This is a genomic window from Rhodococcus sp. MEB032 (assembly GCF_030208925.1).
Taxonomy (GTDB): Bacteria; Actinomycetota; Actinomycetes; order Mycobacteriales; family Mycobacteriaceae; genus Rhodococcus_F; species Rhodococcus_F qingshengii.
On sequence record NZ_JARVSY010000016.1, the window covers coordinates 169,999 to 193,143 of the forward strand.

Consider the following 23,145-nt stretch of genomic DNA (forward strand, 5'->3'; position numbering starts at 1 on the left):
AGTAAATCGTCACTCCCGGGGGTCGGCGATCCCGACTCCCGGGAGTGTGTCATGGAGGTCTGATGAGTCCGAAAACCGTTGCAGATCAATTGGTTCAGCAGCTCGTTGACGCGGGTGTCAGTCGGATCTACGGCATTGTCGGTGACAGTCTCAATCCCATCGTCGATGCGGTTCGTCGCACCGGTGGTTCCGAGAAGGGCGGAATCGATTGGATACACGTCCGGCATGAGGAAGCAGCCGCCTTTGCGGCCGCAGCGGATGCCCAGATCACCGGAAAACTCGCAGTGTGTGCCGGATCCTGCGGTCCCGGAAACCTTCACCTGATCAACGGCCTGTACGACGCTCATCGTTCGGGCGCGCCGGTCCTCGCGATCGCCTCACACATCCCCAGCGCCCAGATCGGAATGGGCTACTTTCAGGAAACGCATCCCGAGCGGATCTTCATCGAATGTTCGAGTTACACCGAACTCGTCAGCACGGCAGTCCAATCACCACGCGTGGTGCAGTCGGCGATTCAGCATTCGGTGGCTCGAAACGGCGTCTCGGTGATCGTGCTTCCCGGGGACATCGCCGATTGTCCGGCAGAAGGCACCCCGCCGACGCTCGTCGAAACCCGAAGGCCGACAGTCGTTCCGGATGCCGGTGACATCAAGGCGTTGGCAGATGTGATCAACGGCTCGCGTAAGGTTGCGATCTTCGCCGGCGCGGGCGTGCGAGATGCGCGCGCGGAGGTTCTGGCGTTGGCCGAAACCGTCGGCGCTCCCATCGGGCATTCACTGCGTGGCAAGGAATGGATCCAGTACGACAATCCATACGACGTCGGGATGACCGGATTGCTCGGTTACGGTGCGGCGCACGACGGTATCCACGGCGCCGATCTCCTGCTCCTGATCGGTACGGACTTTCCCTACGATCAGTTCTTGCCCGACGACGTTCGTACCGCTCAGATCGACATCGCGGCCGAGCGGTTGGGGCGTCGAACCAGCCTGGACCTGGCTGTGCACGGCGACGTCGCGAGCACCTTGAGCGCACTGATTCCGCAGCTCGATCGAAAGACCGACCGCGGGTTCCTGGAGGACACGCTCGCCAAGCACAACACTCTGATGACCAAAGTGGTTGGTGCATACACGGATCCGGTCAAGCAGCGCACGCCGATTCACCCCGAGTATGCGGCCTCGATCTTGGACGATCTGGCAGCCGACGACGCAATCTTCACCGCCGACACCGGGATGTGCAACGTGTGGACGGCGCGCTATCTCAATCCGAACGGATCGAGACGCTTCATCTCCTCGGCGCTGCACGGATCGATGTCCAATGCGCTCCCACACGCGATGGGTGCTGCATGGTCGAGTCCGGGGCGTCAGGTCATCTCGGTGTCGGGCGACGGTGGATTGTCGATGCTGCTCGGTGAGTTGGTCACCGTCGCGATGTACAAGTTGCCGGTCAAGATCGTGGTGTTCAACAACTCGACGCTCGGAATGGTCAAGCTCGAGATGCTGGTCGACGGCCTTCCGGATTTCGGGGTCGACGTGCCCGCGGTCGACTACGCGGCGGTTGCTGCTGCGCTCGGTATCTTTTCGCGCCGAATCGAGAATCCCGCGGACATCGAAGCGGGCCTACGCGCCGCGCTCGATCACGACGGTCCGGCCTTGATTGATCTGGTGACCGATCCGTTGGCATTGTCGTTGCCGCCCACCATCACCGGTGGTCAGATGAAGGGCTTCGCTTTGGCGATGTCGAAGATGGTGATGAACGGCGGCGTCGGCGAGGCAGTACAGATGGCCAAGTCGAATCTGCGGAACGTGCCACGTCCCTCACAGTTGGATCCGCGCGGCTGACCTACCGCCACCCTGCCTCGCAGACCATGCGGGGCGGGGTGGTGGGAAGGTTGATCTCCGACGTGCGAAAATGGCGGGGTGTCTAACTCGCCCGATGTCGTAGTAACGAAGTCCACCGTCCCCGCGCTCGACGCGCAGGAGATCGACGCGGCCATCGAGCGAATTCAGCACGTCATTGCGGCGACACCCCTGCAGTACAGCGATCGTCTTTCGGCGTTGACCGGGGCACACGTGTATCTCAAGCGTGAGGACCTCCAGGGCGTTCGTTCGTACAAGATTCGTGGCGCGTACAACCTGATCGCTCAGCTCAACGAGGCCGAACGCGGTGCCGGCGTAGTGACTGCCAGTGCCGGTAACCATGCGCAGGGTGTTGCTTTCGCGTGCCGAACGATGCAGATCAAGGGTCGGATCTACGTTCCGGCCAATACCCCCAAGCAGAAGCGTGATCGCATCCGCGCGCACGGTGGAGCGTTTGTCGAACTGTTCATGATCGGTGAGACCTATGACGCCGCCGCTGCTGCGGCCGCCGAGGACGTAGCCGAAACCGGCGCAACCATGGTTCCCCCGTTCGACGACGTGCGCACCGCTGCGGGGCAAGGAACCATCGCAGCGGAGATTCTCACGCAATTGGACGCCCCTCTCGACACGATCGTCGTGCCGGTCGGCGGCGGCGGTTGCATTGCGGGCATCGCCACCTACCTGCACGAACGGTCGCCGAAGACGTCGATCGTCGGGATCGAGCCGTCCGGTGCGGCGTCAATGACGGCCGCTCTTGTTGCCGGGGGCCCGGTGACTCTTCCCGACGTCGATCCATTTGTCGACGGAGCAGCGGTCAAGAGGATCGGCGATGTTCCCTACGAGGTCGTCTCACGTCTGGGTGCCGCCGTGGTGTCGCACGCGTCGTTGCCGCTCGTGGCTCGTCAACTTCAGACACGGTCCGGTTCGGGATCCTTTGTCGTCAATCAGATCGACGAGGGCGCTATCTGCACGGCGATGCTCGAGCTGTATCAGAGCGAGGGCATCATCGCCGAACCTGCGGGTGCGCTTTCCGTTGCGGCACTTCAGAATTTGACGTTCGAGCCGGGTTCGACCGTCGTGTGCCTGATCTCCGGTGGCAACAACGACGTCTCCCGTTACGGCGAAATTCTCGAGCGTTCGCTCGTTCACCTCGGGCTCAAGCACTACTTCCTGGTGGACTTTCCGCAGGAACCGGGAGCGTTGCGTCGCTTCCTTTCGGACGTGCTGGGGCCGGACGACGACATCGCGCTGTTCGAGTACGTCAAGCGAAACAATCGCGAGACGGGTGCCGCGTTGGTGGGTATCGAACTCGGTTCCGCCGACGGGTTGGCGGCGTTACTCGAGCGGATGGAGCGCGCGCCGATGCAGTCCGAGAGGCTCGAGCCGGGAAGCCCGGCGTACCGCTATCTGACGTAAGGGACGCCCCCCGGTCAGGGCCGCAGTCGCTCGACTACCTGTCGATGCAGTTCGGGATCCGGCTGGGGGAGTCCGAGCATGGCCGCCAGATACAGGCCGTCGCCGACGAGTCGGATGATCTCGGCCTGCACAGGGTCGGCGATCTCGGTCTGAAGGCCCTTGTCCCAGCTCCGCATCACATGTGTGACGGCTTTCTGGATTTCGTCGTGTTGTCCATCGACTGTTCTCAGTGCCGCGATGATCGACCGGAAGAGTGAGAGTTCTTCGCTTTCGTTCGCATCGGGGATCTGCAGATAGAACTCGGTGACCGTCGTACCGCCGGCTACGGCGTCGTCGAGTTGCTGATCCGAGCGTTCCCCGAGTCTGCGGACCATCGCCGCGAGGAGGGCTTCCTTGCTGGGGAAGTGATAGAGAAGTCCGCCCTTGGAAACCCCGGCTTCGGCGGCAACGCCTTCGAGCGTGACTTGGGCAACGCCGCTGACCAGCAGCAGCTTCTCCAGTGCGTCGAGAATTCGATCGCGAGTGTCGGCAGCCATGTGATGTGACCCTACCCGGAAATAACTTTACCGCTTGGACGGTTCACTGTTACCGTAGACCTACTGTACCGGCTGGACGGTTCAGTGAAATCTTTTCGAAAGAACTCAGAGAAAGTCGCAGGGGAGCAATGTCAGTGTCGGCAGATCAGACGTCTGCAATCAATCCCGACGAGGTTCGGGCGACAAAGCGTGACTGGGCGGGCTTGATAGTCCTTGCCTTTGCTGTGTTGCTCATCGCAGTCGACGGCACGGTGCTCGATCTTGCGCTTCCGTTCATCAGCGCCGACCTCGAGCCGAGCAGCACGCAGTTGCTGTGGATCATCGACGTCTATTCGTTCGTGCTCGCCGGTCTGCTCATCACCATGGGTACGCTCGGTGACCGGATCGGTAGGCGAAAACTGCTCCTGATCGGCGCAGTCGGCTTCGGTCTCGCCTCGATCATCGCCGCTCTCGCTGTCAGTCCCGAGATGCTCATTGCCGCCCGCGTGCTGCAGGGTATTTCCGGCGCAACGCTGATGCCTGCCACCCTCGGTCTGATCCGCACGATCTTCGTCAACCCGCGTCAGCGCACCGAGGCAATCGGTGTCTGGGGCGCGATGGCCGGTGGCGGTACAGCGGCAGGCCCTTTGGTCGGTGGTTGGTTGCTCGAGCACTTCTGGTGGGGTTCGGTCTTCTTGATCAACATTCCGGTCATGATCGCGCTGGTTGTACTCGGCCCGATCCTGATCCCGGAGTCGAAAGACCCCAATCCGGGTCGATTCGACCTCATCAGCGCTGGTCTGTCGATGGCGACCATGTTGCCGCTGGTGTACGCGGTCAAGGAATCCGTGGTGCACGGCGTCAGCATCACGTTGCTGGTGATCGGCCTTGTTGGTCTCGCGGCGGGTTACGTGTTCGTGCGTCGTCAGCGGATGCTGAAGGATCCGATGTTGGATCTGAAGCTGTTTGCCAACGCGTCGTTCTCCACCGCCGTCATCACCAACCTGCTCTCGATCTTCGCGCTGGCAGGTGTCCTGTTCTTCGGCTCGCAGTACCTGCAGTTGGTGCTCGGTAACTCGGCGCTCGACGCCGGCCTGCTGATGCTCCCGGGTATGTTGCTCAGCGCATTCACCGCGGTTGCGGCGGCCTGGTTGATTCGCCGGTGGTCGGTGTCTCACGTGCTCAGCGCGGGCCTCGCGGTTGCCGGTATCGGTGCTGCGATGCTGCTCGCGCTCGGCGTCGACAGCGGCCCGTTGATGTTCGTGATCGGCTTCGGTCTGGCCGGTGCTGGTGTCGGTGTCGCGTTGACGTTGACATCGGATCTCGTGGTCAGCTCGGTGGAACCCGAACGCGCCGGCGCTGCGTCCGCTGTGTCGGAGACCGCGTACGAACTCGGCATCGCGCTCGGCGTGGCGATCCTGGGCAGCGTGGTGATGGCGATCTTCCGCAAGGGAATCGACACCTCGATGCTCGAAGCAGATCAGGCGCACGCTGCACAGGGCACACTCGGCGGTGCCCTGCAGGAAGCAACGTACCTACCTGGTGAACTCGGTTCGGTGCTTGCCGATTCCGCGAAGTCGGCGTTTGTCGACGGTATGCACGTTGCTGCCGGTGCAACAGCTTTGGTTCTGTTCGTCAGTGCCGCATTGGTGTTGAGGATGCTGCGGAGTACACCAGAGAACGCGAAGCGTTAATACCGGAATCTCGAGAGTTAGTCAGCTTTCGAGTACGACGAACGAGTGCCCCGGCACCACTGTTGCGGACGCGGTCTCGTCCTGTGTCGGCGGATCCCACCAGAGGATGGGGGTTCCGCCGGCCGGGACCGAGGCCGCGTCCGTTCCCAGATTGCACACGATCTGTAATGCGCCGCGGCGCAGGGTGATCCACTGGTCGTCCTCGTCGTAGTCGACGTGCAGGTGCCCCAGCCAAGGGTCGGTGATCTCGATTCGCTTCCTGCGCAGGGCAAGTAGATCGCGATAGCAGGCCAGGACGCGAGCGCGTGTCTCGTCGTCTCGCTCGTCCCAGTCCAGTTTCGATCGCAGAAATGTCTGTGGGTCTTGCGGATCCGGAATGTCGTCACTGTTCCAGCCGTGCGCCGCGAACTCCGCTTTGCGGCCTTTGGCAGTGGCCTCGCCGAGTTCCGGTTCCGGATGCGAGGTGAAGAACTGGAACGGCGTGGTCGCTCCCCATTCCTCGCCCATGAACAGCATCGGCGTGTACGGCGATAGCAGGACCAGCGCCGCCTTGATCGCCAATTGTCCTGGCGTCAGATAGGCGCTCGGGCGGTCCCCGATCGCGCGGTTGCCGATCTGATCGTGGGTGCACGTGTATGCGAGCAGGGCGCTGGCGGGCTGATGCGTGATGTCGATCGGCCGGCCGTGAACCCGTCCACGGAACGAGGAATACGTTCCGGCGTGGAAGAAACCGCGCCGCAATGTATTTGCAAGGGATTCCAAGGATCCGAAGTCGGCGTAATAACCCTGGCGTTCGCCGGACACGGCCGTGTGAATGGTGTGGTGGATGTCGTCGTCCCACTGCGCGTCCAAGCCGAACCCGCCGGCCGCTCGTGGCGTGATCAGAGTGGCGTCGTTGAGATCGCTTTCGGCGATCAACGTGAGCGGTCGACCGAGATGAGCCGACAGTGTTTCCGTTCGGACGGCGAGTTCCTCGAGGATGTGCGTTCCGGTGTGATCGACCAACGCGTGGACGGCGTCGAGGCGTAGACCGTCGATGTGGAAATCGCGCATCCATCGCAGGGCATTCCCGATGATGTACTCGCGAACCTCGCCCGACTGCGGACCGCCGATGTTGATCGTTCGGCCCCAGGTGTTCGCTCCATCGGCAATGTAGGGGCCGAACTTTTCGAGGTAGTTGCCCGACGGGCCCAGGTGGTTGTAGACCACGTCAAGAATCACGCCGAGTCCGCGTTCGTGGGCCGCATTCACCAAGCGTTGCAATCCGTCCGGGCCACCGTAGATCTCGTGGACCGTGTACCAGAGCACACCGTCGTAGCCCCAGTTGTGAGTTCCGTTGAAGCCGTTGACCGGCATGATTTCCACGAAGCCGACGCCGAGGTCTACCAGGTGATCGAGACGTTCGATCGCGGCGTCGAATGTTCCTTCGGGGGTGAACGTTCCGATGTGCAGTTCGTAGACCGATGATCCTGGGAGTTGTCGTCCGGTCCACTGAGAGTCGGTCCAGGACGCCTCGTCGAGTTGGTGCAGTTGAGAGCGGAGATGCACGCCTTCGGGCTGGCGTGGTGAACGCGGATCCGGGAGTGTTTCACCGTCGACGACAAAGCCGTAGCGAGCGCGGTTGTCGCAGTCGACCTCGGCGCGCCACCACCCGTCGTCGGTCCGGTCCATCTCGTGCGTGATGCCGTCGACTTCGACCCGGACCGATTCCGGTGTTGGCGCCCAGACCTCGAATGTATGCACACGATCAGCATGCCTTGTTCGGCCGGATGTGGCAGCCCGGCGGGCTGGTTCCGTCGTCAAGGACTGTTTCTATCCGCAGGTGTTGCCGGACGGTGCAGACAGCGTGATCAGTTTCGGAGCGGGGGTGCTGCAGCATCCGCCCTCGGCTTTCCCTGTGTCGGTTTCTGCTGTGTCAGGTTCGTCGAAAATGCCTGCGCCGCCGCAGACTCCGGTCTCCGGAAGGATCAACTCGACACGGGCCGCTGCTTCGTGATCGCCGGCGAGCTCGGCTGCGATGCTGCGAACCTGCTCGTAGCCGGTCATCGCCAGGAAGGTGGGTGCTCGGCCGTAGCTTTTCATTCCTGCCAAGTACACCCCCGGCTCCGGATGGCGAAGCTCCTTCGCGCCATGCGGGTAAACGGTGCCGCACGAGTGGACGTTCGGGTCGATCAGCGGAGCAAGCTCGACCGGTGCTTGTAAGACCGGGTCGAGGCCGAGTCGAATTTCCGAGAGCCAGGACAGATCGGGGCGGAAGCCGGTCAGCGTTATGACGTTGTCCACGTTCTCGATGCGATCACCCGCATCGGAGGCGAGTATGAGTTGTCCCGAAGGGGTAGTTGTCACCTCTGCGGTGCGGAAGCCGGTGACGACTCTCAACAGGCCATCCTCGACGGACTTCTTTGCACGCAAGCCCAGGGCGCCGCGCGCGGGCAGTTCGTCAGCGTCGCCGCCTCCGAATGCAGAGCCGATGTTTCCTCGGCGGACCGCCCAGGTGATGCGGGTGCTCGGAGCCTGCTCTGCCAACCCTGACAGCGCAACGATCGCCGTCAGCGCGGAGTGGCCACTACCTGCGATGACGGTGTGCGTTCCGGCGAACTGTGCCCGCACTGCCGGATCGTCGAGATCAGGAACCCGGTACCGGATCGCAGTACCCACAGCGCCTTCGCCGAGTGCAGGAAGACCTTCACCACCGAGCGGGTTCGGGGTGCCCCAGGTGCCGGACGCATCCACAATGGCCTGGGCGAACATCCGATCCTCGGTTCCGTCCCGGCGCCGTAGGTGAATCGAGAGGGGTTCGCTGTCGCGTCCGGCGTCGACGACCAGGTCACGTCCGCGTCGAGCTACGCCGATCACCTCGGTGTCGAACTGGACCAGGTCGGCGAGGGCCGAGGCGAGTGGTTCGAGGTAGAGCTCGCGCCATTGCCGGCCGGTCGGATAGGTCTGCCCGTCGGGTGAGCTCCATCCATTCTGGTCGAGGAGTCGCCGCGCGGCGGGGGAGACGAGTTCGGACCACCGGGAGAACAGTCGAACGTGATTCCACTCGGAGATCGCAGCACCGGCTGTGGTTCCGCGCTCGAATACAAGGGGTGTGAGTCCGCGCTCGCGCAGTTCTGCTGCGGCTGCCAGGCCGACCGGGCCGGCCCCGATCACGACAACGGGTAGGGGGTTCATTTTCGTGCCTTTCATCGACGATTATCGATCTACGGGGAACTGTATCGACGATCATCAATGTAGGCAACCATCGACAGCTGTCGATATAATGGAGAGATGACTTCGCTGCAGACTCCGACGGTGCGAGTCGGCGATTCGGACCCGGATCAGATCCGTTCTTCCGTCCTCGCGCAGGGCGATGCTGATACCTACGCGCAGTGGTTCGCCTGCCTTGCCGAGCCGATGCGCGTCCGATTGCTTCACCGGGTAGCGAGCGCGGTCGGTGGTATTACCGTCGGAGCGCTCGCCGAGGCGTTGGGGATCGGGCAACCGACGGTGTCGCACCACCTGCGCAAGCTCGCCGATATGGGTTTTGTGACCATGCGTAAGGAAGGGACGAGCACGGTCGTCGCGATGAGTCCGACGTGTTGCGTTGCCTTGCCGCAGGCGGCGGATGTGGTGATGGGAGTCCTTGCTCCGCGTCCGTGCTGCCCGAGTGATCTGCCCGACGATGTCTCTGTCCGGGCCATGATCGACGACGACTGGGATGCGGTTCGCCGTATTTACGGCGAGGGTATCGACACCCGAAATGTCACCTTTGCCGCTGAGGTCCCCTCGCGTGAGCATCTCCACGAACGGTGGCTGCCGCAGCATCGATGGGTGGCGACTGTCGGGGGTGTTGTTGTCGGATGGGCTGCGTTGAGTCCGGTTTCCGAGCGTGACTGCTACCGCGGGGTTGCCGAGAACTCCGTGTACGTTGCGGACGGCATGCGTGGTCGTGGCGTCGGAAAGGCGTTGTTGCGCAAGCAAGTCATGGCCGCCGACGCCGACGGACTCTGGACTCTGCAGACGTCGATGTTCCCGGAGAACCGTGCCTCCATCTCGCTCCATCATTCGGCCGGGTTTCGAACGGTCGGCCTTCGCGAGAAGATCGCCGAACTCGACGGCGTGTGGCGCGACACTGTTCTGCTCGAGCGTCGAACGGCGATCGCCGAGGGATGAGTCCGGGATCCGGCTGACCGGATGCCCGATTGCGCGTTGATTCGATATCTGTCAATATCGAAGAATGTCGAATCAAGAGCTGCCGGACTCCGAGGCTTGCTGCACCCCGCTCGTTCGTGAACCGTTGACCGAGGATTGGGCCGGCGACTTGTCTCGGATGTTCAAGGCCCTCGGCGATCCGGTTCGTCTCCGCTTGCTCAGCTTGGTGGCAAGTCACGAGGGTGGTGAAGCCTGCGTCTGCGACATCTCCGACTCGTTCGATCTGTCTCAGCCGACTATCTCGCATCACCTCAAGGTGTTGCGCCAGGCCGGGTTACTCGATTGTGAACGACGCGGGACCTGGGTGTACTACTGGGTTATTCCGGCTGCGCTGCAACAGCTTTCCGCCGTTCTACTGGTTGAAGGTACGAGCGTGAGTGGCGCGGACGCGTGCGTAGAGGTCACCGCATGAGCAACACCGCTGCCACCACCGAACACCCCGAAGTCGTCGGAAAACTCTCCACCCTCGACCGCTATCTGGCGGTCTGGATCGGCGTGGCCATGGTCGTCGGCCTGCTGGTTGGACGCTGGATCCCCGGTGTGAACACTGCCCTGGACAAGGTGCAGATCGACGGCATCTCGCTACCGATCGCCCTCGGTCTGCTGATCATGATGTACCCGGTCCTGGCGAAGGTCCGCTACGACCGCCTCGACACAGTCACCGGGGACAAGAAACTCCTCGCCGGCTCCCTGTTCCTGAACTGGGTTCTCGGCCCGGCGCTGATGTTCGCCCTCGCCTGGCTGTTTCTGCCTGACCTGCCGGAATACCGAACCGGTTTGATCATCGTCGGTCTCGCTCGCTGCATCGCGATGGTGATCATCTGGAACGACCTGGCCTGCGGAGACCGCGAAGCCGCCGCGGTGCTGGTCGCCATCAATTCGGTGTTCCAGGTGATCATGTTCGCCGTGCTCGGTTGGTTCTACCTCTCGGTCCTGCCCGGGTGGCTCGGCCTCGAACAGACCACCATCGACACCTCGCCCTGGCAGATCGCCAAATCCGTTCTGATCTTCCTCGGTGTCCCGCTGCTGGCAGGTTTTCTGTCCCGCTTCTTCGGCGAACGCGCCAAAGGCCGCGACTGGTACGACAACAAGTTCATCCCCAAGATCAGCCCCTGGGCGCTCTACGGTCTGCTGTTCACCATCGTCGTGCTCTTCTCGATGCAGGGCGAACAGATCACCTCCCAGCCTTGGGATGTCGTCCGGATCGCGCTGCCCCTGCTCGCGTACTTCGCGCTCATGTGGGGCGGAGGCTACATCCTCGGCGCCGCAATCGGATTGGGCTATGAACGCACCACGACCCTGGCGTTCACCGCCGCGGGCAACAACTTCGAACTCGCGATCGCGGTAGCCATCGCCACCTACGGCGCCACCTCGGGGCAAGCTCTTGCCGGTGTCGTCGGCCCGCTGATCGAGGTACCGGTGCTCGTCGGGCTGGTCTATGTCTCCCTTGCACTACGCAAACGCTTTGCAGTCGAAGAGGTTTCATCCAGTCGAGAAAGAGCGAGGTCATGAGCAAACCATCGGTGTTGTTCGTCTGCGTCCACAATGCCGGTCGATCTCAGATGGCCGCGGGATTCCTGAGCCATCTCGCAGGCGACGCCATCGAGGTCCGTTCCGCCGGATCCGCACCCGCCGAGACCGTCAATTCGGCAGCGGTCGAGGCGATGGCAGAGCGCGGTATCGACATCTCAGCGCAGTCTCCGAAGATCCTCACTGTCGACGCCGTCCAGGATTCGGATGTCGTCATCACCATGGGCTGCGGCGACACGTGCCCGATCTTCCCCGGCAAGAGTTACCGAGACTGGGTTCTCGACGACCCGGCCGGACAGGGCCTTGAAGCAGTTCGCCCGATCCGTGACGAAATCGAGCGGCGCGTTCAAGCTCTGATCGACGAACTCACCACTGCCGCGAAGTCTTCCTGACCGATCGGGGACTCGACAGGATCATTCGCCCGCGGGCTCGATGTGTTCGGCACCGAGGACGGAGAGTCGGTATTCCTGTGCGTCCTGCTCGGTTTCGAAATCTTTCTCTTCGAGGAGATTCCGGTCGGCGTCGAGGTATCGGTAAGTAGTCATTCCTCCACCGTGTCACTGATGAACGATTCGTGCTCGGATACCGGTTCGATTTCGTCGACGGCTATTTGAATCAGCCTTCCGTAGCGCCGGATCAGATCCTCCGACGACAGTGAATCCTCACCGAGGAGTTCGAGCGTCCGCATGCCGGTGGCCAGTCCGAGCAGCAGTGAGACGACGATCTGGCTGCGTACCAAACCGGGCTCCGTGTCGCCGATGCGGCGCGCGATCCCGTGAACGTATCGTTGCTTGATCTCGGCCCGAGCGGCGGCCGGATCTGGCGCCTCGTGAACGTGTACTGCGAGCATTGCCCACGGATCGGTTTCGTCGGATTCTCTACGAGCGACAAGTTTCTCGACCAGTTGACAGCCGATGTCTCCGGTGGCGTCGGCATTCGGATCCTCGTCCATCGGAGGTGCGGACGGGATCGCAGCCGAGTACAGCCGAGCTTTGCTGCCGTAGATCTTCATGACCAGGGCAGGGGAGTAGCCGGCTGCGACCGCGATGTCCTTGATGGTCGTCGATGCGTAACCTCGTTCCGCGAACAAGGCTTTCGCTGCTGTGAGGATGCTGGCTTCGCCGCTGCTCATGTCGCTCGCCTCCGCCTCGATACCCGATCGCCATGCGTTCGGTTGCTCGTACTGGCGTTCATACTGTCGTCAACGGCTCGGCATCGACGGGTACGTCGAAATCGACGACGGTGGACTGCGCGATGACCGCTATCTGACGAGCCAATGTGCCGTGTCCGCTCTCGGTCAGCGCGGTCAGGATGTACCGGCCGGATGTGGGAAGTGCGATTCCGTAGTGCCCGGTTCCGTCGGTGACCGTGGATGCGACGAATTCGCCGGTCGGTTTCGTGAGTGTGACGACGGTTCCCGAGGTTGTTCGGCCGCCGACTCCGACCTTGCCGGAGATGGTGAGGCGGTCACCGAGTTCGACGGTGTGCGTCGATTGCGCGCTGTCGAAGCTGATTACCTGTGATCTCGGGGACCAACCGTCGGCGCTCGTGACCACCAGGTACCGGCCGGGCCGGGGTAGGGCGAGGGAGAAGTTGCCTTCGTTGTCGGCGCGACTCCAGTCAATCGGTCGACCCTCCATGTCCATCACGGTGACAACGGCCTGCCGGATCGGTCGGCTGTCGGCCCGGATCACACGACCGGCAACCACAATTTCCGTTTCGGACACGGCGGCGTCGGGAAGCTCGAACCCTTCCGGGGTCACCGGGCGAAGTGCCGCTTCCGGTTTTGCGCCGCGGCGAGGAATGAACGCAGCGGCAGCGGCAGCAGCCACGGCGGCGAGGGCGGCCAGCCAGAAGATGTTCTTGAAGGCGTCGATCGACGGAAGGCCCTCGCCCGGCCCGGACGGGATGATCATCGACGTGAGCATGGCGGCAACCACCGCGCTGGACGTGGAAGTACCGACTGAGCGGAGCAGCGAATTGAGGCCGTTTGCCGACGCGGTTTCGGTAATCGGAACCGATCGCATGATCAGCATCGGCATCGCGGAGTAGGCGATTGCGGTTCCGATGCTGACCACCGCCGCGCTGATGATGATCAGTGCTATCGAACCGGTCAGGAACACTCGCGCGATGTAGGCGAGCGCGAGCACCGTGCCGCCGACGATCAGGGTGATCTTGGCTCCGAATCGCTTCGTGATGTTCGCGGAGACGGGCGCGAAGAAGACCATCGCGAGGCCTGCCGGAATCATGCACAGTCCGGCCGCCATCACGCCCAGTTCGAAGCCGTAGCCGGAGATCTTCGGCATCTGAAGTTGTTGGGTGGTGGAGAGGTTGTTCGCGTACATCGAGAAGCCGACGAGGATCGAGGCGACGTTGGTCAGCAGAACAGGCCGCTTGGCCGACGTTCGTAGATCGACCATCGGCTGGGTGACGCGGAGTTCGTAAGGGAACCACAATGCGAGAGTCACGATTCCGATGACGAACATCAGCAATGTCAGTTCGCTCGTCCATCCCCAACGGGCGCCCTTGGAGATGGCGAGGAGGATCGCCGTGAGTGCTGTCGAGAGCATGACCGCGCCCAGGAAGTCGAATTTGCCGCGGGTACGAACACTTGATTCCGGGACGACGACGGCTACCGCGATGATCAGCAGGACGCCCACGATAGCCGAGAGCCAGAAGATGGCGGGCCAGCCCAGATGCTCGAAGATCAACCCGGACAGCGGGAGCCCGAGTGCGCTGCCGATTCCGAGAGTGGCACTCATCAACGCTGTTGCCGACGCCACCTTCTCCTTGGGCAGTTCGTCGCGCATGATGCTGATTCCGACGGGGATCATCGAGATCGCGAAGCCCTGGAGACCACGTCCGATCAGCAGGGCGACAAAGTTGCCGCCGATCGCCGCGACCAGTGATCCGACCACGATCATCGTCATCGAGATCAGCATCATGCGTCGTTTTCCGAACATGTCTGCCAGGCGGGAGACGATCGGAGTGGCGACGGCACTCGTGAGGAGCGTGACGGTGACGAGCCAGGAGGCGTCGTCAGCGCTGACGCCGAGGATCTTCGGGAAATCGGGCAACAACGGAATGACCATCGTTTGTTGCAGCGCGACCACGGTGCCGGAAAGACAGAGAATTGCGGTAATGAGCCGACTTGAACGGCGAGTGGTCGGAGACGAGTGCAATGCCAAGAGACGGTCCTTCACGCGGCGATGGTGAACGGGAATTCACCCATGAGTGAACCACTGTTCACCCGTCACTGTCACCTTCGGTGAATATGCGATTTCTCACGACGGCAACTCGCCCCAGGGTTTCCGAGTCGGCATGGCGGGAACAACGTCAGTGGTTGGTCTGCGCCTGCGCGAGCGGGCAGCGAGGAGGAGTGATGCATGCCGAAGTGGGTGACCGTCTCCACGTCCAGGGGCGCGTTGTGGGGCAGGCGGAGGTAACTGCCGAGGTTCTCGAGGTGCACGGCGAGGACGGCGGTCCTCCCTATCTGGTCAGGTACGACAACGGCCACGAGGCGTTGGTGTTTCCCGGTAGCGACGGCTGGATAGATCACCCCGGAAAAGGCTCCTGAGCTGCACGATTCTTTCCATGCATGGTCGTTGCATCGAATGCGGCTAAAGTGTGCGCAATGGAGGGCAGACGCCAGTACCACTCCCGCGTGCGTGAAGCTTCCGCGCAGCGAACGCGTGAACTCATTCGTGATGCGGCGACGGCCTTGTTTATTCGAGACGGGTATGTCAGTGCCACCGTCAAGCAGATTGCCGCCTCGGCCGGCGTCGCCGATCGGACGGTGTTCACAGCCTTCCCTGGCGGGAAACTCGAGATCTTCGAAGCGGCCCTCGCTGCGGCGCTCGATGCCGAAGAGGTTCCACTCGGCGCGCCGAACCTGGCCTCGGACCCCGATGACGTTCGCCGGATCGTCTCCCAGATCGTGGCTCAGGGCATCGGACTGCTCGAACGTGCCGGCGCTCTGATGATGGTCGCGGTCGAATCCTCGGGTGCGGATGCCGACATGCGTCGACTATCCGAGGAGTCGTCGGATCAGTCGGCCGTCAATGCGATGTCGATAGCCGAGGGTCTCTCCGAGCATGGCTTGTTGAGGCCTGAGATTTCGCTCGAGAAAGCCGCGGGCATACTTGCCGCTTTCGTCTCGCCGCAGCTTCATCAGCAATTGCGTCGGGTCAGTGGATGGGACGTCGATGCGTACCGAGGATGGCTCGAGTTCAACATTCGCCAGAATCTAATGTACTAATTGGTCTGTTTTCGTTAGCATGGCGAGGGTTTTTTATTCTCGGGAGGAATCGCCAGCGTGCCCTATGCCTTGTTCGGCCTCATCACGATGTTGCTGTGGATTTTCTGCATCGTCGACGCCATCACGAGAGATGACGCCTACATCCAGTACCTACCCAAGGTCGTCTGGATTCTGATCATCATCTTCCTTCCTACTTTGGGATCGGTTCTGTGGCTGGTGGTCGGGCGCGGACAGAACGCGCCCCGCGGATACGTCGGCCCAACCGGGTACGGCGAATACGAGCGCCCGGGACGTGCCGTTGCGCAGGATCCGGCGGCGGACGAAGCCTTCTTGCGTCAGTGCCGCGAGCGGGCGGAAGAGCAGCGTCGAATTGCCAAGCAGCAGCGCCGCGACGGCGACGCTGATCGGATGTGAGTTATCGGTAGGCCGTGAGTCGGTCCAACACGAGCCGAAGCGGCGGCCACGACGATCGGCCGCGACGCGTCACCGCATAGGCAGTGAGGATGACGGGCGGATCGACGAGTGGTTCGACGCGCACGCCTTCGCGAGTCTTGCGTTCGAGCGGCATCAGCCCCACGCCGTAACCACTGAGGATCAAGAGTTCGACCAAGTCGAGACTGTCGATCTGGTGAGTGATCCGAGGGGTGAACCCGGCCAGCGACGCGAGGGTTCGCACAGCGCGCTCGTCTGCCGTGTTGCGTGAGTTCACTATCCATGACGTGTCGGCGAAGGCGCGGAGATCGATTCCGGATTCTGTGGACTTGTCGGGAGCTTTGGCGTCGTCGGGAACACACAGTCCCCAGGGCGTCGACCAGAGCGGAATTGCTTCGAGTAGTGGGCTCGGCGACGCGGGGGCAAGGTTGTAGTCGTACGTCAGTGCGAGGTCTAGATCGTCGCGTTCGAGGAGTGCAAAAGCCTCGACGGGTTCGTATTCGTAGATCATCACGTCCACCTGCGGGTGACTGCGTTGCAGGCTCCGAGCGACGGGGAGCATCGCGGTTCTGATCGCAGTTGCGAATCCGCCGACTCGCAGGGTCCCCACCGGTTCCGCGTCCGGATCGAGGTCCAGGCGAGCTGCATCGACGGCTGCCAGGATGGTGACGGCATGATCGGCCAGTCGTTGACCGGCCGGCGTCAGCCGCACCCGGCGACCGTCGGGCTCGATCAGTGCGGTACCGGTCTCCGCGGTCAAGGCCGCGAGTTGTTGGGACACTGTCGACGTCGTGAGGTTGTGCGCTTCGGCGACCGCACGCATCGAACCCAAGCGGGAGAGTTCGAGGAGGAGATGGAGTCGACGGGTTTCCATCCTTCGATCATTCACTAATCGTGAACATAATGTAGGTCAAAATCGCGTGGACACGAACGGTTGGCCTCCCGTTCAATTCAGCTATGGATACGAAAGCGCGGGCCGGAGTGGGCCTGGCTGTTCTGGCGATGTTGTGCGTGCAGCTCGGGCTCGCCGTGTCGGTGGGCCTGATCGATCAGCTCGGCGCAGACGGAGCGGCGTGGATACGACTCGCCTGGGCAGGCATCATTCTTCTGATCATCGTCAGGCCCCGCCCTTCGGCGTTCACTCGCAAGGCGTTTCTGGCTTGCGTGGTTCTGGGTGTGGTCACCGCAGGCATGACGCTCCTGTTCATGGCAGCGGTGGAGCGCCTTCCGCTGGGAACAGCAAGCGCATTGGAATTCTTGGGTCCGCTGACGGTTGCATTGCTCCGGGGGCGTGGCCGCGTTCTGTGGCCGGTTCTGGCAGGCGTGGGCGTCGTGCTTCTCACCGAACCATGGGCAGGGACAGTCGATCTGGTCGGTGTGGCGTACGCACTCGGTGCGGCGCTCTGCTGGGCGATGTACATACTGCTCACCCAGCGCGTCGGCGACGAGGTTGCCGGTATCAACGGGCTGGCGGTGTCGATGGCGGTAGCCGGGTTGGCCGCGACAATTGCCGTAGGCCACTCGGCTATCGGGCGGCTGACTCCGCATCTGATTCTCGTGGGCCTCGGACTCGCGATCTTGCTGCCCGTCGTGCCGTTCGTTCTGGAGATGGTCTCGTTGCGAAGGCTGTCCACGGCGGCGTTCGGCACGCTGATGAGTCTCGAGCCTGCTTTCGCGCAGCTTATCGGTCTGGTTGTGCTGCAACAGGTTCCGAGTGTTCTGGCCGTGGCAGGTATCGCGTGCGTCGTCGTCGCAGGGATCGGCGCGGCCCGCGGTGGTGCTCGAGGTGGCGCCCGGAAGCCGACTGAGCCACCCTCCGATTCCGAGCGAACGTACCTTTCGGCGCCTTCATGAGACCGAGAGTGCCGTTCGCTCAGGTCGCGTTCGCTCAGTGAGAGTGCGCCGCGGCGATTGCTCCGTCGAACACGTCGGCGACCTCGCCGAGGGAATCGAGAATCGGCTGACCGGATCGTTCGACGCGAGCCCGCACCAGCGAGCCCTCGAGCGCGGACACTGCCAGGACGGCAAGCCGTTCCGCTCGCGCACGTCCGACCCCGGACGCGATCAGTGTGTCGCGCAGTAGCGAAGTCCACTGTCGATACACCGCCTGTCCGGCGGCTGTCACGCTCTCCGAATCGGGGGCAAGTTCCAACAACACCGTCGTGATCGGCGAGCCTTCGTGGAAATCCGAATCGCTCACCCATCCGGCGAGCAACCGCGCGTACTCGCGCAGCAGCGACCCGGCGTCCGATTGGCTGTCGGCGAGTTCGGTCAGGGTGTCGGTGACCAACTGCCCGCCGACGCGGACGACCTCTTCGCCGATCTGCTCTTTGCCGCCGGGAAAGTAGTGGTACAGCGAACCTTTCGGCGCCCCGCTCGACTTGAGGATCTCGTTGAGGCCCGTTGCCGCATACCCCTGGCGGCGAAACAGATCGGCCGCAGCTCGTACGAGTGCTTCGCGGTGTTTCGGGGGAGTCGCCACGAGTTGGAGCTTAAACACCCCAGCGATCCACCACAATCTATGTAGACTGGTCTACATGGGAAATTCTGAAATGCTCGAACAGTTGCGCGCGGTCAACGCCTCGGCGGCCTTCAACCGGTGGGCCGGATTCGAAGTCACGGAGGCCGAACCGGGTCGCGTTTGTCTGCGGCTCGAATGGCGTGAGGATCTGGGCCAGTACTCGGGACACCTGCACGCTGCGCTCGTGGCGGGACTCGTCGACACCGCGTGCGGATTTGCTGCCTTCACCCAGGTAGGTGTCGTGGCGGCGTCCAACTGCGCGGTCAATTTCGTGAGTCCGGGCGTCGGAACCGCATTTGTCGCTACGGCGCGCTCGGTCAAGGCCGGGCGCAAGCAGGTGTTCGTCACTGCCGAGGTACATGCCGAACGCGAAGGCGAATCGGTGCTCGTCGCGTTCGGCACCACCCTGTTGGTTCCACTCGCCCCTAAGGCCTAGGCAAGACAGAGCTGAAGGTCACGGAACGAGGATGAACTTTCCCGCGGGGTGCGAACTCTGCAACTCGGTGTGAGCGAGCGCGACGTCCGTTAGTGGGAAAGTCTTGGCGATCTTCACGGTGAGATGTCCGGAACCGGCTTGTTCGACCAGTTCGGATCGAGCCTTCAAACGCGCTTCCGCACTTGCCGGATTGCCTCCGCCGACGGACGCGAAGCCGTCGGTCTGGGCGCGTCCGAACGCGACGATGGTGACGATGCGACTCTTGTCGGAGACCAAAGCCAGCGAAGTATCGACGGCTTCATCTGTTCCGGCGGTGTCGAAGGCGGCGTCGACGCCGTTCGGCGCGAGTTCACGAACACGCGCTTCGAGGCCGTGGCCGTAGAGCACAGGCGTGGCGCCGAGCGAGCGCACGTAATCCTGATTCGAGGCTCCCGCGGTGCCGATCACCGTAGCTCCGCGACCAACTGCCAGCTGAACAGCGATCGCGCCGACGCCGCCGGACGCGCCGTGGATGAGAACGGTGTCGCCGGAGCCGACCCGAATGGTGTCGAGGGCGTCGACTGCAGTTCCGCCGACCAGAAGGAGGCCGGCTGCCTGTTCCCAGCTGATGCCTGCGGGCTTCGCGGTGACAGAGGAGACCGGCACGACTACTTGTTCGGAGTAGAGGCCGTTGCCGGGGCTGACGATCACTTCGTCGCCGACGTTCACATTTGTGACGCCGTCGCCGACGGCCGAGACGACGCCCGCTGCCTCGCCGCCGAGGCGGATGGGAAGTTTCTCGGGGTCGGTGCCGAAAGCGCCGCTGTAGAGCTTGAAGTCGAAGGGATTGACGCCGATCGCCTTCACGTCGACCAGGACTTCACCTGATTTCGGTGCCGGTAAATCGACGTCCACCAGCTTCAGGACCTCGGGCGTGCCGTACGTCTGCGCTACAACAGTTTTGGTCATGTCTCGCGCAACCGTCCTCGGGGAAGCGATATTCCCCGAGGACGGGAAAAACTCGAGAAGATTCGATCAGCGGATCAGGGTGCCCAGATCGAGCGGCATCGCGATGCCGGTGATGTGATGGGCCTCGTCGGAACCGAGGAACGCGACGGCGGCGGCGATGTCCTCCGGCTGGCTGACCGGGTCGGGCAAGGTCTGCATGAAGATCGGACCGAGTGTGTGGGCGTTGGCGTCGATGAGCGGCCGCATGTCCGTCATCTGCATTCCGGTTTCCACGCCGTGTGGGTGGATGGTGTTGACCCGAATGTTGTACTGCCCCAACTCCGAGGCCATCGTCTTGGCCAGACCGGTGATGCCGTGTTTGCTCGCGACGTAATGGCCGAGGAAGGGGAGGCCGCGCAGGCCGGCGACGGAGCTGGTGAAGATGATCGAGCCACCGGTGCCTTGCTTGATCAGGTGCGGGATCGCTGCCTTGGCGGTGTGGAAGACGCCGGTCAGGTTGACGTCGAGCGTTTCCTGCCACTGCTCGGGCGTGATTTCCCAGGACATGTTGGCAGAACAGATTCCGGCGTTCGCGACGACGACGTCAAGTCGCCCCAATTCGTCGATGCCGGCCGCTAGCGCCGCGGACAGCGCAGAGAAGTCGCGAACGTCGGTCTTGGTAGCGACAATTCGACGGTCCAGGGCCTTGACCAGTTCGACTGTCTCGGCCAGGTCGTCGTCGGTGGCGCCGGCATACGAGGTGGATTCGAATTGAACACACGCGTCGACGGCGATGATGTCTGCGCCCTCTTCTGCCAGCCGGACAGCTTCGGCGCGCCCCTGACCACGGGCGGCTCCGGTGATGAAGGCAACTTTTCCGGTGAATCGACTGGCGGCCATGCTCAAACCTCCGACTAGTGGTGATGATCTGCTCTTCGGAAGTTAGCGCGACGAAGTTCTTTTCGGGGGTGAATGCCCAGTCAGCGGAAACCGCTCAGCGCACCCTGGTCAACAGGGCACATGGCCCGGCAGCGAAGATGTCCCGCGCATCCGAAGACAAGACGGGTTGTCCGCTCAGTGCGTCGACCCATTCGCCATCTGGCAGGTCCACTCGCGTATCTCTCCAACCGTGCGACGAGAGTCTGAGCGAATGTCGCGTCGCCAGAGCGACGACCATGGGCGGATCACCTGCCGGGCCGCGCGAGAAGCCGACCAGATGACCGGATCCGGAACCTGAAGCGAAGACCGGCCGGTACTCACCGTGATCGAACCACGAGGGGTTCTCCCGCCGCAGTGTCAGTGCCGTGCGAACGAGGTGCAACTTTGCGGTTCCTGTTGCGTCGATCGGCGCGGCGCCGGAATCGAGCAGTGATCGCCTCGTTCCGTAGTCGACAAGCCGCCGGTTGTCCGGATCGACCAACGAGTCCTCCCACAGCTCAGTGCCCTGGTAGACGTCGGGAACGCCGGGCCCGAGAAGTTGGAGCAGCTTTTGGCCCAGAGAGTCCGACCAGCCGTGACGCGCGATCCTGCCGACGAATTCGCTGACCGAATCACCGACTGGGCCGTCGATCACCTCGTCGATCCAGCGGTGCACTGCCGACTCGAAGTCGACGTCCGGATCGTTCCAGGAAGTTCTGGCGCCGGACTCGCGGACGGCTTTCTCCGCATAGGCGTGCAAACGCTCGCGCAGCTCTGGAACCGAGGCTGCCGAGCGGCCGTCCGCCGGCCACACACCGATGATGTTCTGCCACAAGAACAATCCGGTAAGCGGATCAGGGCTGGGGCACACGTCTTCCCACTCGCGAATCAGCCGGGCCCACAGCGTCGGCACCTGAGACACAACACCGATCCGTGCCCGCACGTCCTCGCCGCGTTTGGTGTCGTGAGTGGACAGACTCGTCATCGCGCGCGGCCACCGCTTCGCTCGGTCCGCGTTGTGGAGATGGAATTCGGCGACGGAGACGGCAAGCGATGCCGGGTTGCCGCCGACTTCCTGACGTGAGACCAGGCGCGCCGTCCGATAGAAGAGTCGATCTTCGACGGACTTGGCCATGACAGCGCCACACACCTGCTGGAAGCGAACTGAGGCTTCACCGCTGTTCACCAGGGATTGCGCCAACACGTTGAACGATGGTTCATGTCCGGGAGCCAATTCGTGCATGTCGCCGACGATCCGAGCGGCCAAACCGGCGAGGGGACTGTAGTCGGATCGGTACACCGGCATCCGAGCGATCGCGACGACAACTGCGTCGTTCAGTTCGGTCTCACTGCAACGACTTCCGGTTTCGCGTCGGATTGCACGTACGAGCCTGCGAACCTCCGGTGCCAGGTCACCGCGCCCGGTGTCGCGTTTGAACTGACGTTCGGTGTGATGCAACCACGTACTGTCCCCGTCGTCGCCGGTCAGATCTGCCGAGAGTTCGGTCAATTCGAGTTCGGCGGCGGGATCGACGAAAATGCCGCCCAGCTGATTGAGGGCGTCGTATCCGGTGGTGCCGTCGATCGGGAGCATCGGATCGAGTGGTTCCGTATGGCCGAGGATCTTTTCGATCACGAGCCACTGATCTGGTCCGATCAGTTCTCGCAGGCGCCCGAGATATTCCGCCGGATTCGCGAGTCCGTCCGGATGATCGATGCGAACGCCGTCGATCAGTCCTTCGTCGACCCACGACTTCACTTGCCGATGGCAGAGTTCGAAGACTTGGGGGTCCTCCTGGCGCAGCGCAGCGAGTTCGTTGACGGCAAAGAACCGTCGGTAGTTGACGATCCCGGCGTTCCACGGTACGAGTCGGTACGACTGCCTGGAGTGCACCTCCTGTGGAGATCCGAATTCAGTACCGGCAGCGATGGGGAAGCGGTGCTCGTAGAACGCGAGAAGTGTTTCCTCGCCATCTTTCTCGACAGTCAGTGCGTCGAGATCGTCCGGGCTACCCAGTACCGGGAGTGAGAGTTTGCCGTCGGCGCCGTTGGCTCCGTTGTCCTCGGCCCAATCGACGTCGAAGAAATGCGCGTACTCCGACGACTGCCCGTGCGTGAGAACGTCCCACCACCAAGCATTTTCGCGAGGTTTGGCGACACCGACGTGGTTGGGGACCAGATCGACGATCAGGCCCATCCCACGTGATCGAACGGCGCGCGAGAGCTCCACCAGGGCCTCGCGGCCACCAAGTCCTTCGGACACGGTTGTCGGATCGGTGACGTCGTAGCCGTGCGTCGATCCGGACGTCGCAGTGAGGATGGGGGAGAGATAGAGATGTGAGACCCCCAATGCCTCGAAGTAGTCCACCTGTGCGGCCGCATCACGAAGAGTGAATGCATCCGGTCGCAACTGCAGTCTGTAGGTGCTGGTTATCGGGGCCATGTGCA

General features: G+C 62.7%; 23 protein-coding genes. 12 read left to right on the plus strand and 11 right to left on the minus strand.

Annotation, left to right across the window (positions count from 1 at the left end):
- Positions 1 to 62: 62 nt before the first annotated feature.
- Positions 63 to 1,838, plus strand: coding sequence for a pyruvate dehydrogenase (locus tag QRN54_RS18565; protein WP_285182768.1), 1,776 nt, complete (start codon positions 63 to 65; stop codon positions 1,836 to 1,838).
- A 78-nt stretch (positions 1,839 to 1,916) separates the two neighbouring features.
- Positions 1,917 to 3,272, plus strand: coding sequence for a threonine ammonia-lyase IlvA (ilvA, locus tag QRN54_RS18570; protein ID WP_007733150.1), 1,356 nt, complete (start codon positions 1,917 to 1,919; stop codon positions 3,270 to 3,272).
- A gap of 14 nt (positions 3,273 to 3,286) precedes the next feature.
- Here the strand turns inward: ilvA and QRN54_RS18575 are convergent, their stop codons facing one another.
- Positions 3,287 to 3,808, minus strand: a complete 522-nt coding sequence (locus QRN54_RS18575) for a TetR/AcrR family transcriptional regulator (RefSeq protein WP_003941685.1) — start codon at positions 3,806 to 3,808, stop codon at positions 3,287 to 3,289.
- 128 nt (positions 3,809 to 3,936) lie between these two features.
- Here QRN54_RS18575 and QRN54_RS18580 point away from each other — a divergent pair, with 128 nt between their 5' ends.
- Positions 3,937 to 5,481, plus strand: a complete 1,545-nt coding sequence (locus QRN54_RS18580) for an MFS transporter (protein WP_054781564.1) — start codon at positions 3,937 to 3,939, stop codon at positions 5,479 to 5,481.
- A gap of 21 nt (positions 5,482 to 5,502) precedes the next feature.
- On the opposite strand, the gene treZ is transcribed toward QRN54_RS18580, so the two are convergent.
- Positions 5,503 to 7,224: a malto-oligosyltrehalose trehalohydrolase gene (gene treZ / locus QRN54_RS18585; RefSeq protein ID WP_003941746.1), complete on the minus strand. Its 1,722-nt coding sequence runs from the start codon at positions 7,222 to 7,224 to the stop codon at positions 5,503 to 5,505.
- A gap of 69 nt (positions 7,225 to 7,293) precedes the next feature.
- On the minus strand, positions 7,294 to 8,655 hold the full coding sequence (locus tag QRN54_RS18590; RefSeq protein WP_285182769.1) for an NAD(P)-binding domain-containing protein: 1,362 nt from the start codon (positions 8,653 to 8,655) through the stop codon (positions 7,294 to 7,296).
- A gap of 96 nt (positions 8,656 to 8,751) precedes the next feature.
- Here QRN54_RS18590 and QRN54_RS18595 point away from each other — a divergent pair, with 96 nt between their 5' ends.
- The 4 genes from QRN54_RS18595 (at position 8,752) to QRN54_RS18610 (ending at position 11,597) form a co-directional block, all read left to right on the plus strand.
- Positions 8,752 to 9,636 carry a helix-turn-helix domain-containing GNAT family N-acetyltransferase gene (locus tag QRN54_RS18595; RefSeq protein WP_234551564.1) on the plus strand — a complete coding sequence of 295 codons (885 nt, stop codon included), beginning with the start codon at positions 8,752 to 8,754 and terminating at the stop codon, positions 9,634 to 9,636.
- Between the two features lie 64 nt (positions 9,637 to 9,700).
- Positions 9,701 to 10,087, plus strand: a complete 387-nt coding sequence (locus tag QRN54_RS18600) for an ArsR/SmtB family transcription factor (RefSeq protein WP_234551565.1) — start codon at positions 9,701 to 9,703, stop codon at positions 10,085 to 10,087.
- Positions 10,084 to 11,187 carry an ACR3 family arsenite efflux transporter gene (gene arsB / locus QRN54_RS18605; protein ID WP_285182770.1) on the plus strand — a complete coding sequence of 368 codons (1,104 nt, stop codon included), beginning with the start codon at positions 10,084 to 10,086 and terminating at the stop codon, positions 11,185 to 11,187. The genes QRN54_RS18600 and arsB overlap by 4 nt, the downstream gene beginning before the upstream one ends.
- Positions 11,184 to 11,597 (plus strand): arsenate reductase ArsC, encoded by a 414-nt coding sequence (locus QRN54_RS18610; protein ID WP_054781566.1) that lies wholly within the window; start codon positions 11,184 to 11,186, stop codon positions 11,595 to 11,597. The genes arsB and QRN54_RS18610 overlap by 4 nt, the downstream gene beginning before the upstream one ends.
- A 21-nt stretch (positions 11,598 to 11,618) precedes the next feature.
- Here the strand turns inward: QRN54_RS18610 and QRN54_RS18615 are convergent, their stop codons facing one another.
- From QRN54_RS18615 to QRN54_RS18625, 3 genes are read right to left on the minus strand one after another with little or no spacing between them, the layout of a single operon-like run.
- Positions 11,619 to 11,750, minus strand: coding sequence for a hypothetical protein (locus tag QRN54_RS18615; protein ID WP_007733137.1), 132 nt, complete (start codon positions 11,748 to 11,750; stop codon positions 11,619 to 11,621).
- Positions 11,747 to 12,337, minus strand: a complete 591-nt coding sequence (locus tag QRN54_RS18620; RefSeq protein ID WP_003941800.1) for a TetR/AcrR family transcriptional regulator — start codon at positions 12,335 to 12,337, stop codon at positions 11,747 to 11,749. The genes QRN54_RS18615 and QRN54_RS18620 overlap by 4 nt, the downstream gene beginning before the upstream one ends.
- A gap of 58 nt (positions 12,338 to 12,395) precedes the next feature.
- Positions 12,396 to 14,408, minus strand: coding sequence for an MFS transporter (locus QRN54_RS18625; RefSeq protein ID WP_285182771.1), 2,013 nt, complete (start codon positions 14,406 to 14,408; stop codon positions 12,396 to 12,398).
- Between the two features lie 179 nt (positions 14,409 to 14,587).
- Here QRN54_RS18625 and QRN54_RS18630 point away from each other — a divergent pair, with 179 nt between their 5' ends.
- The 3 genes from QRN54_RS18630 to QRN54_RS18640 are packed head-to-tail and all read left to right on the plus strand — an operon-like array spanning position 14,588 to position 15,877.
- Positions 14,588 to 14,782 carry a DUF1918 domain-containing protein gene (locus QRN54_RS18630; protein ID WP_003941743.1) on the plus strand — a complete coding sequence of 65 codons (195 nt, stop codon included), beginning with the start codon at positions 14,588 to 14,590 and terminating at the stop codon, positions 14,780 to 14,782.
- Positions 14,783 to 14,839: 57 nt separating this feature from the next.
- Positions 14,840 to 15,463 carry a TetR/AcrR family transcriptional regulator gene (locus QRN54_RS18635; RefSeq protein ID WP_047270117.1) on the plus strand — a complete coding sequence of 208 codons (624 nt, stop codon included), beginning with the start codon at positions 14,840 to 14,842 and terminating at the stop codon, positions 15,461 to 15,463.
- Between the two features lie 57 nt (positions 15,464 to 15,520).
- Positions 15,521 to 15,877, plus strand: a complete 357-nt coding sequence (locus tag QRN54_RS18640) for a PLD nuclease N-terminal domain-containing protein (RefSeq protein WP_003941757.1) — start codon at positions 15,521 to 15,523, stop codon at positions 15,875 to 15,877.
- Between the two features lies 1 nt (position 15,878).
- On the opposite strand, the gene QRN54_RS18645 is transcribed toward QRN54_RS18640, so the two are convergent.
- On the minus strand, positions 15,879 to 16,769 hold the full coding sequence (locus QRN54_RS18645) for a LysR family transcriptional regulator (protein WP_042921818.1): 891 nt from the start codon (positions 16,767 to 16,769) through the stop codon (positions 15,879 to 15,881).
- A gap of 83 nt (positions 16,770 to 16,852) precedes the next feature.
- Here QRN54_RS18645 and QRN54_RS18650 point away from each other — a divergent pair, with 83 nt between their 5' ends.
- Complete coding sequence (locus tag QRN54_RS18650) at positions 16,853 to 17,749, plus strand: EamA family transporter (protein ID WP_285182772.1); 897 nt, start codon at positions 16,853 to 16,855, stop codon at positions 17,747 to 17,749.
- Between the two features lie 34 nt (positions 17,750 to 17,783).
- Here the strand turns inward: QRN54_RS18650 and QRN54_RS18655 are convergent, their stop codons facing one another.
- A complete protein-coding gene (locus QRN54_RS18655; protein ID WP_003941729.1) occupies positions 17,784 to 18,377 on the minus strand; it encodes a TetR/AcrR family transcriptional regulator in 594 nt (197 codons plus the stop codon).
- A gap of 55 nt (positions 18,378 to 18,432) precedes the next feature.
- Between QRN54_RS18655 and QRN54_RS18660 the strand changes: the two genes are divergently transcribed.
- Positions 18,433 to 18,852 (plus strand): PaaI family thioesterase, encoded by a 420-nt coding sequence (locus QRN54_RS18660; RefSeq protein WP_230587613.1) that lies wholly within the window; start codon positions 18,433 to 18,435, stop codon positions 18,850 to 18,852.
- Positions 18,853 to 18,870: 18 nt separating this feature from the next.
- Here the strand turns inward: QRN54_RS18660 and QRN54_RS18665 are convergent, their stop codons facing one another.
- From QRN54_RS18665 to treY, 3 genes are all read right to left on the minus strand, one after another.
- Positions 18,871 to 19,800, minus strand: a complete 930-nt coding sequence (locus QRN54_RS18665; RefSeq protein WP_285182773.1) for an NADP-dependent oxidoreductase — start codon at positions 19,798 to 19,800, stop codon at positions 18,871 to 18,873.
- A 66-nt stretch (positions 19,801 to 19,866) separates the two neighbouring features.
- Positions 19,867 to 20,679, minus strand: a complete 813-nt coding sequence (locus QRN54_RS18670) for a mycofactocin-coupled SDR family oxidoreductase (RefSeq protein ID WP_007733124.1) — start codon at positions 20,677 to 20,679, stop codon at positions 19,867 to 19,869.
- 94 nt (positions 20,680 to 20,773) lie between these two features.
- Positions 20,774 to 23,140, minus strand: a complete 2,367-nt coding sequence (treY, locus tag QRN54_RS18675; protein WP_050655324.1) for a malto-oligosyltrehalose synthase — start codon at positions 23,138 to 23,140, stop codon at positions 20,774 to 20,776.
- Positions 23,141 to 23,145: the final 5 nt, after the last annotated feature.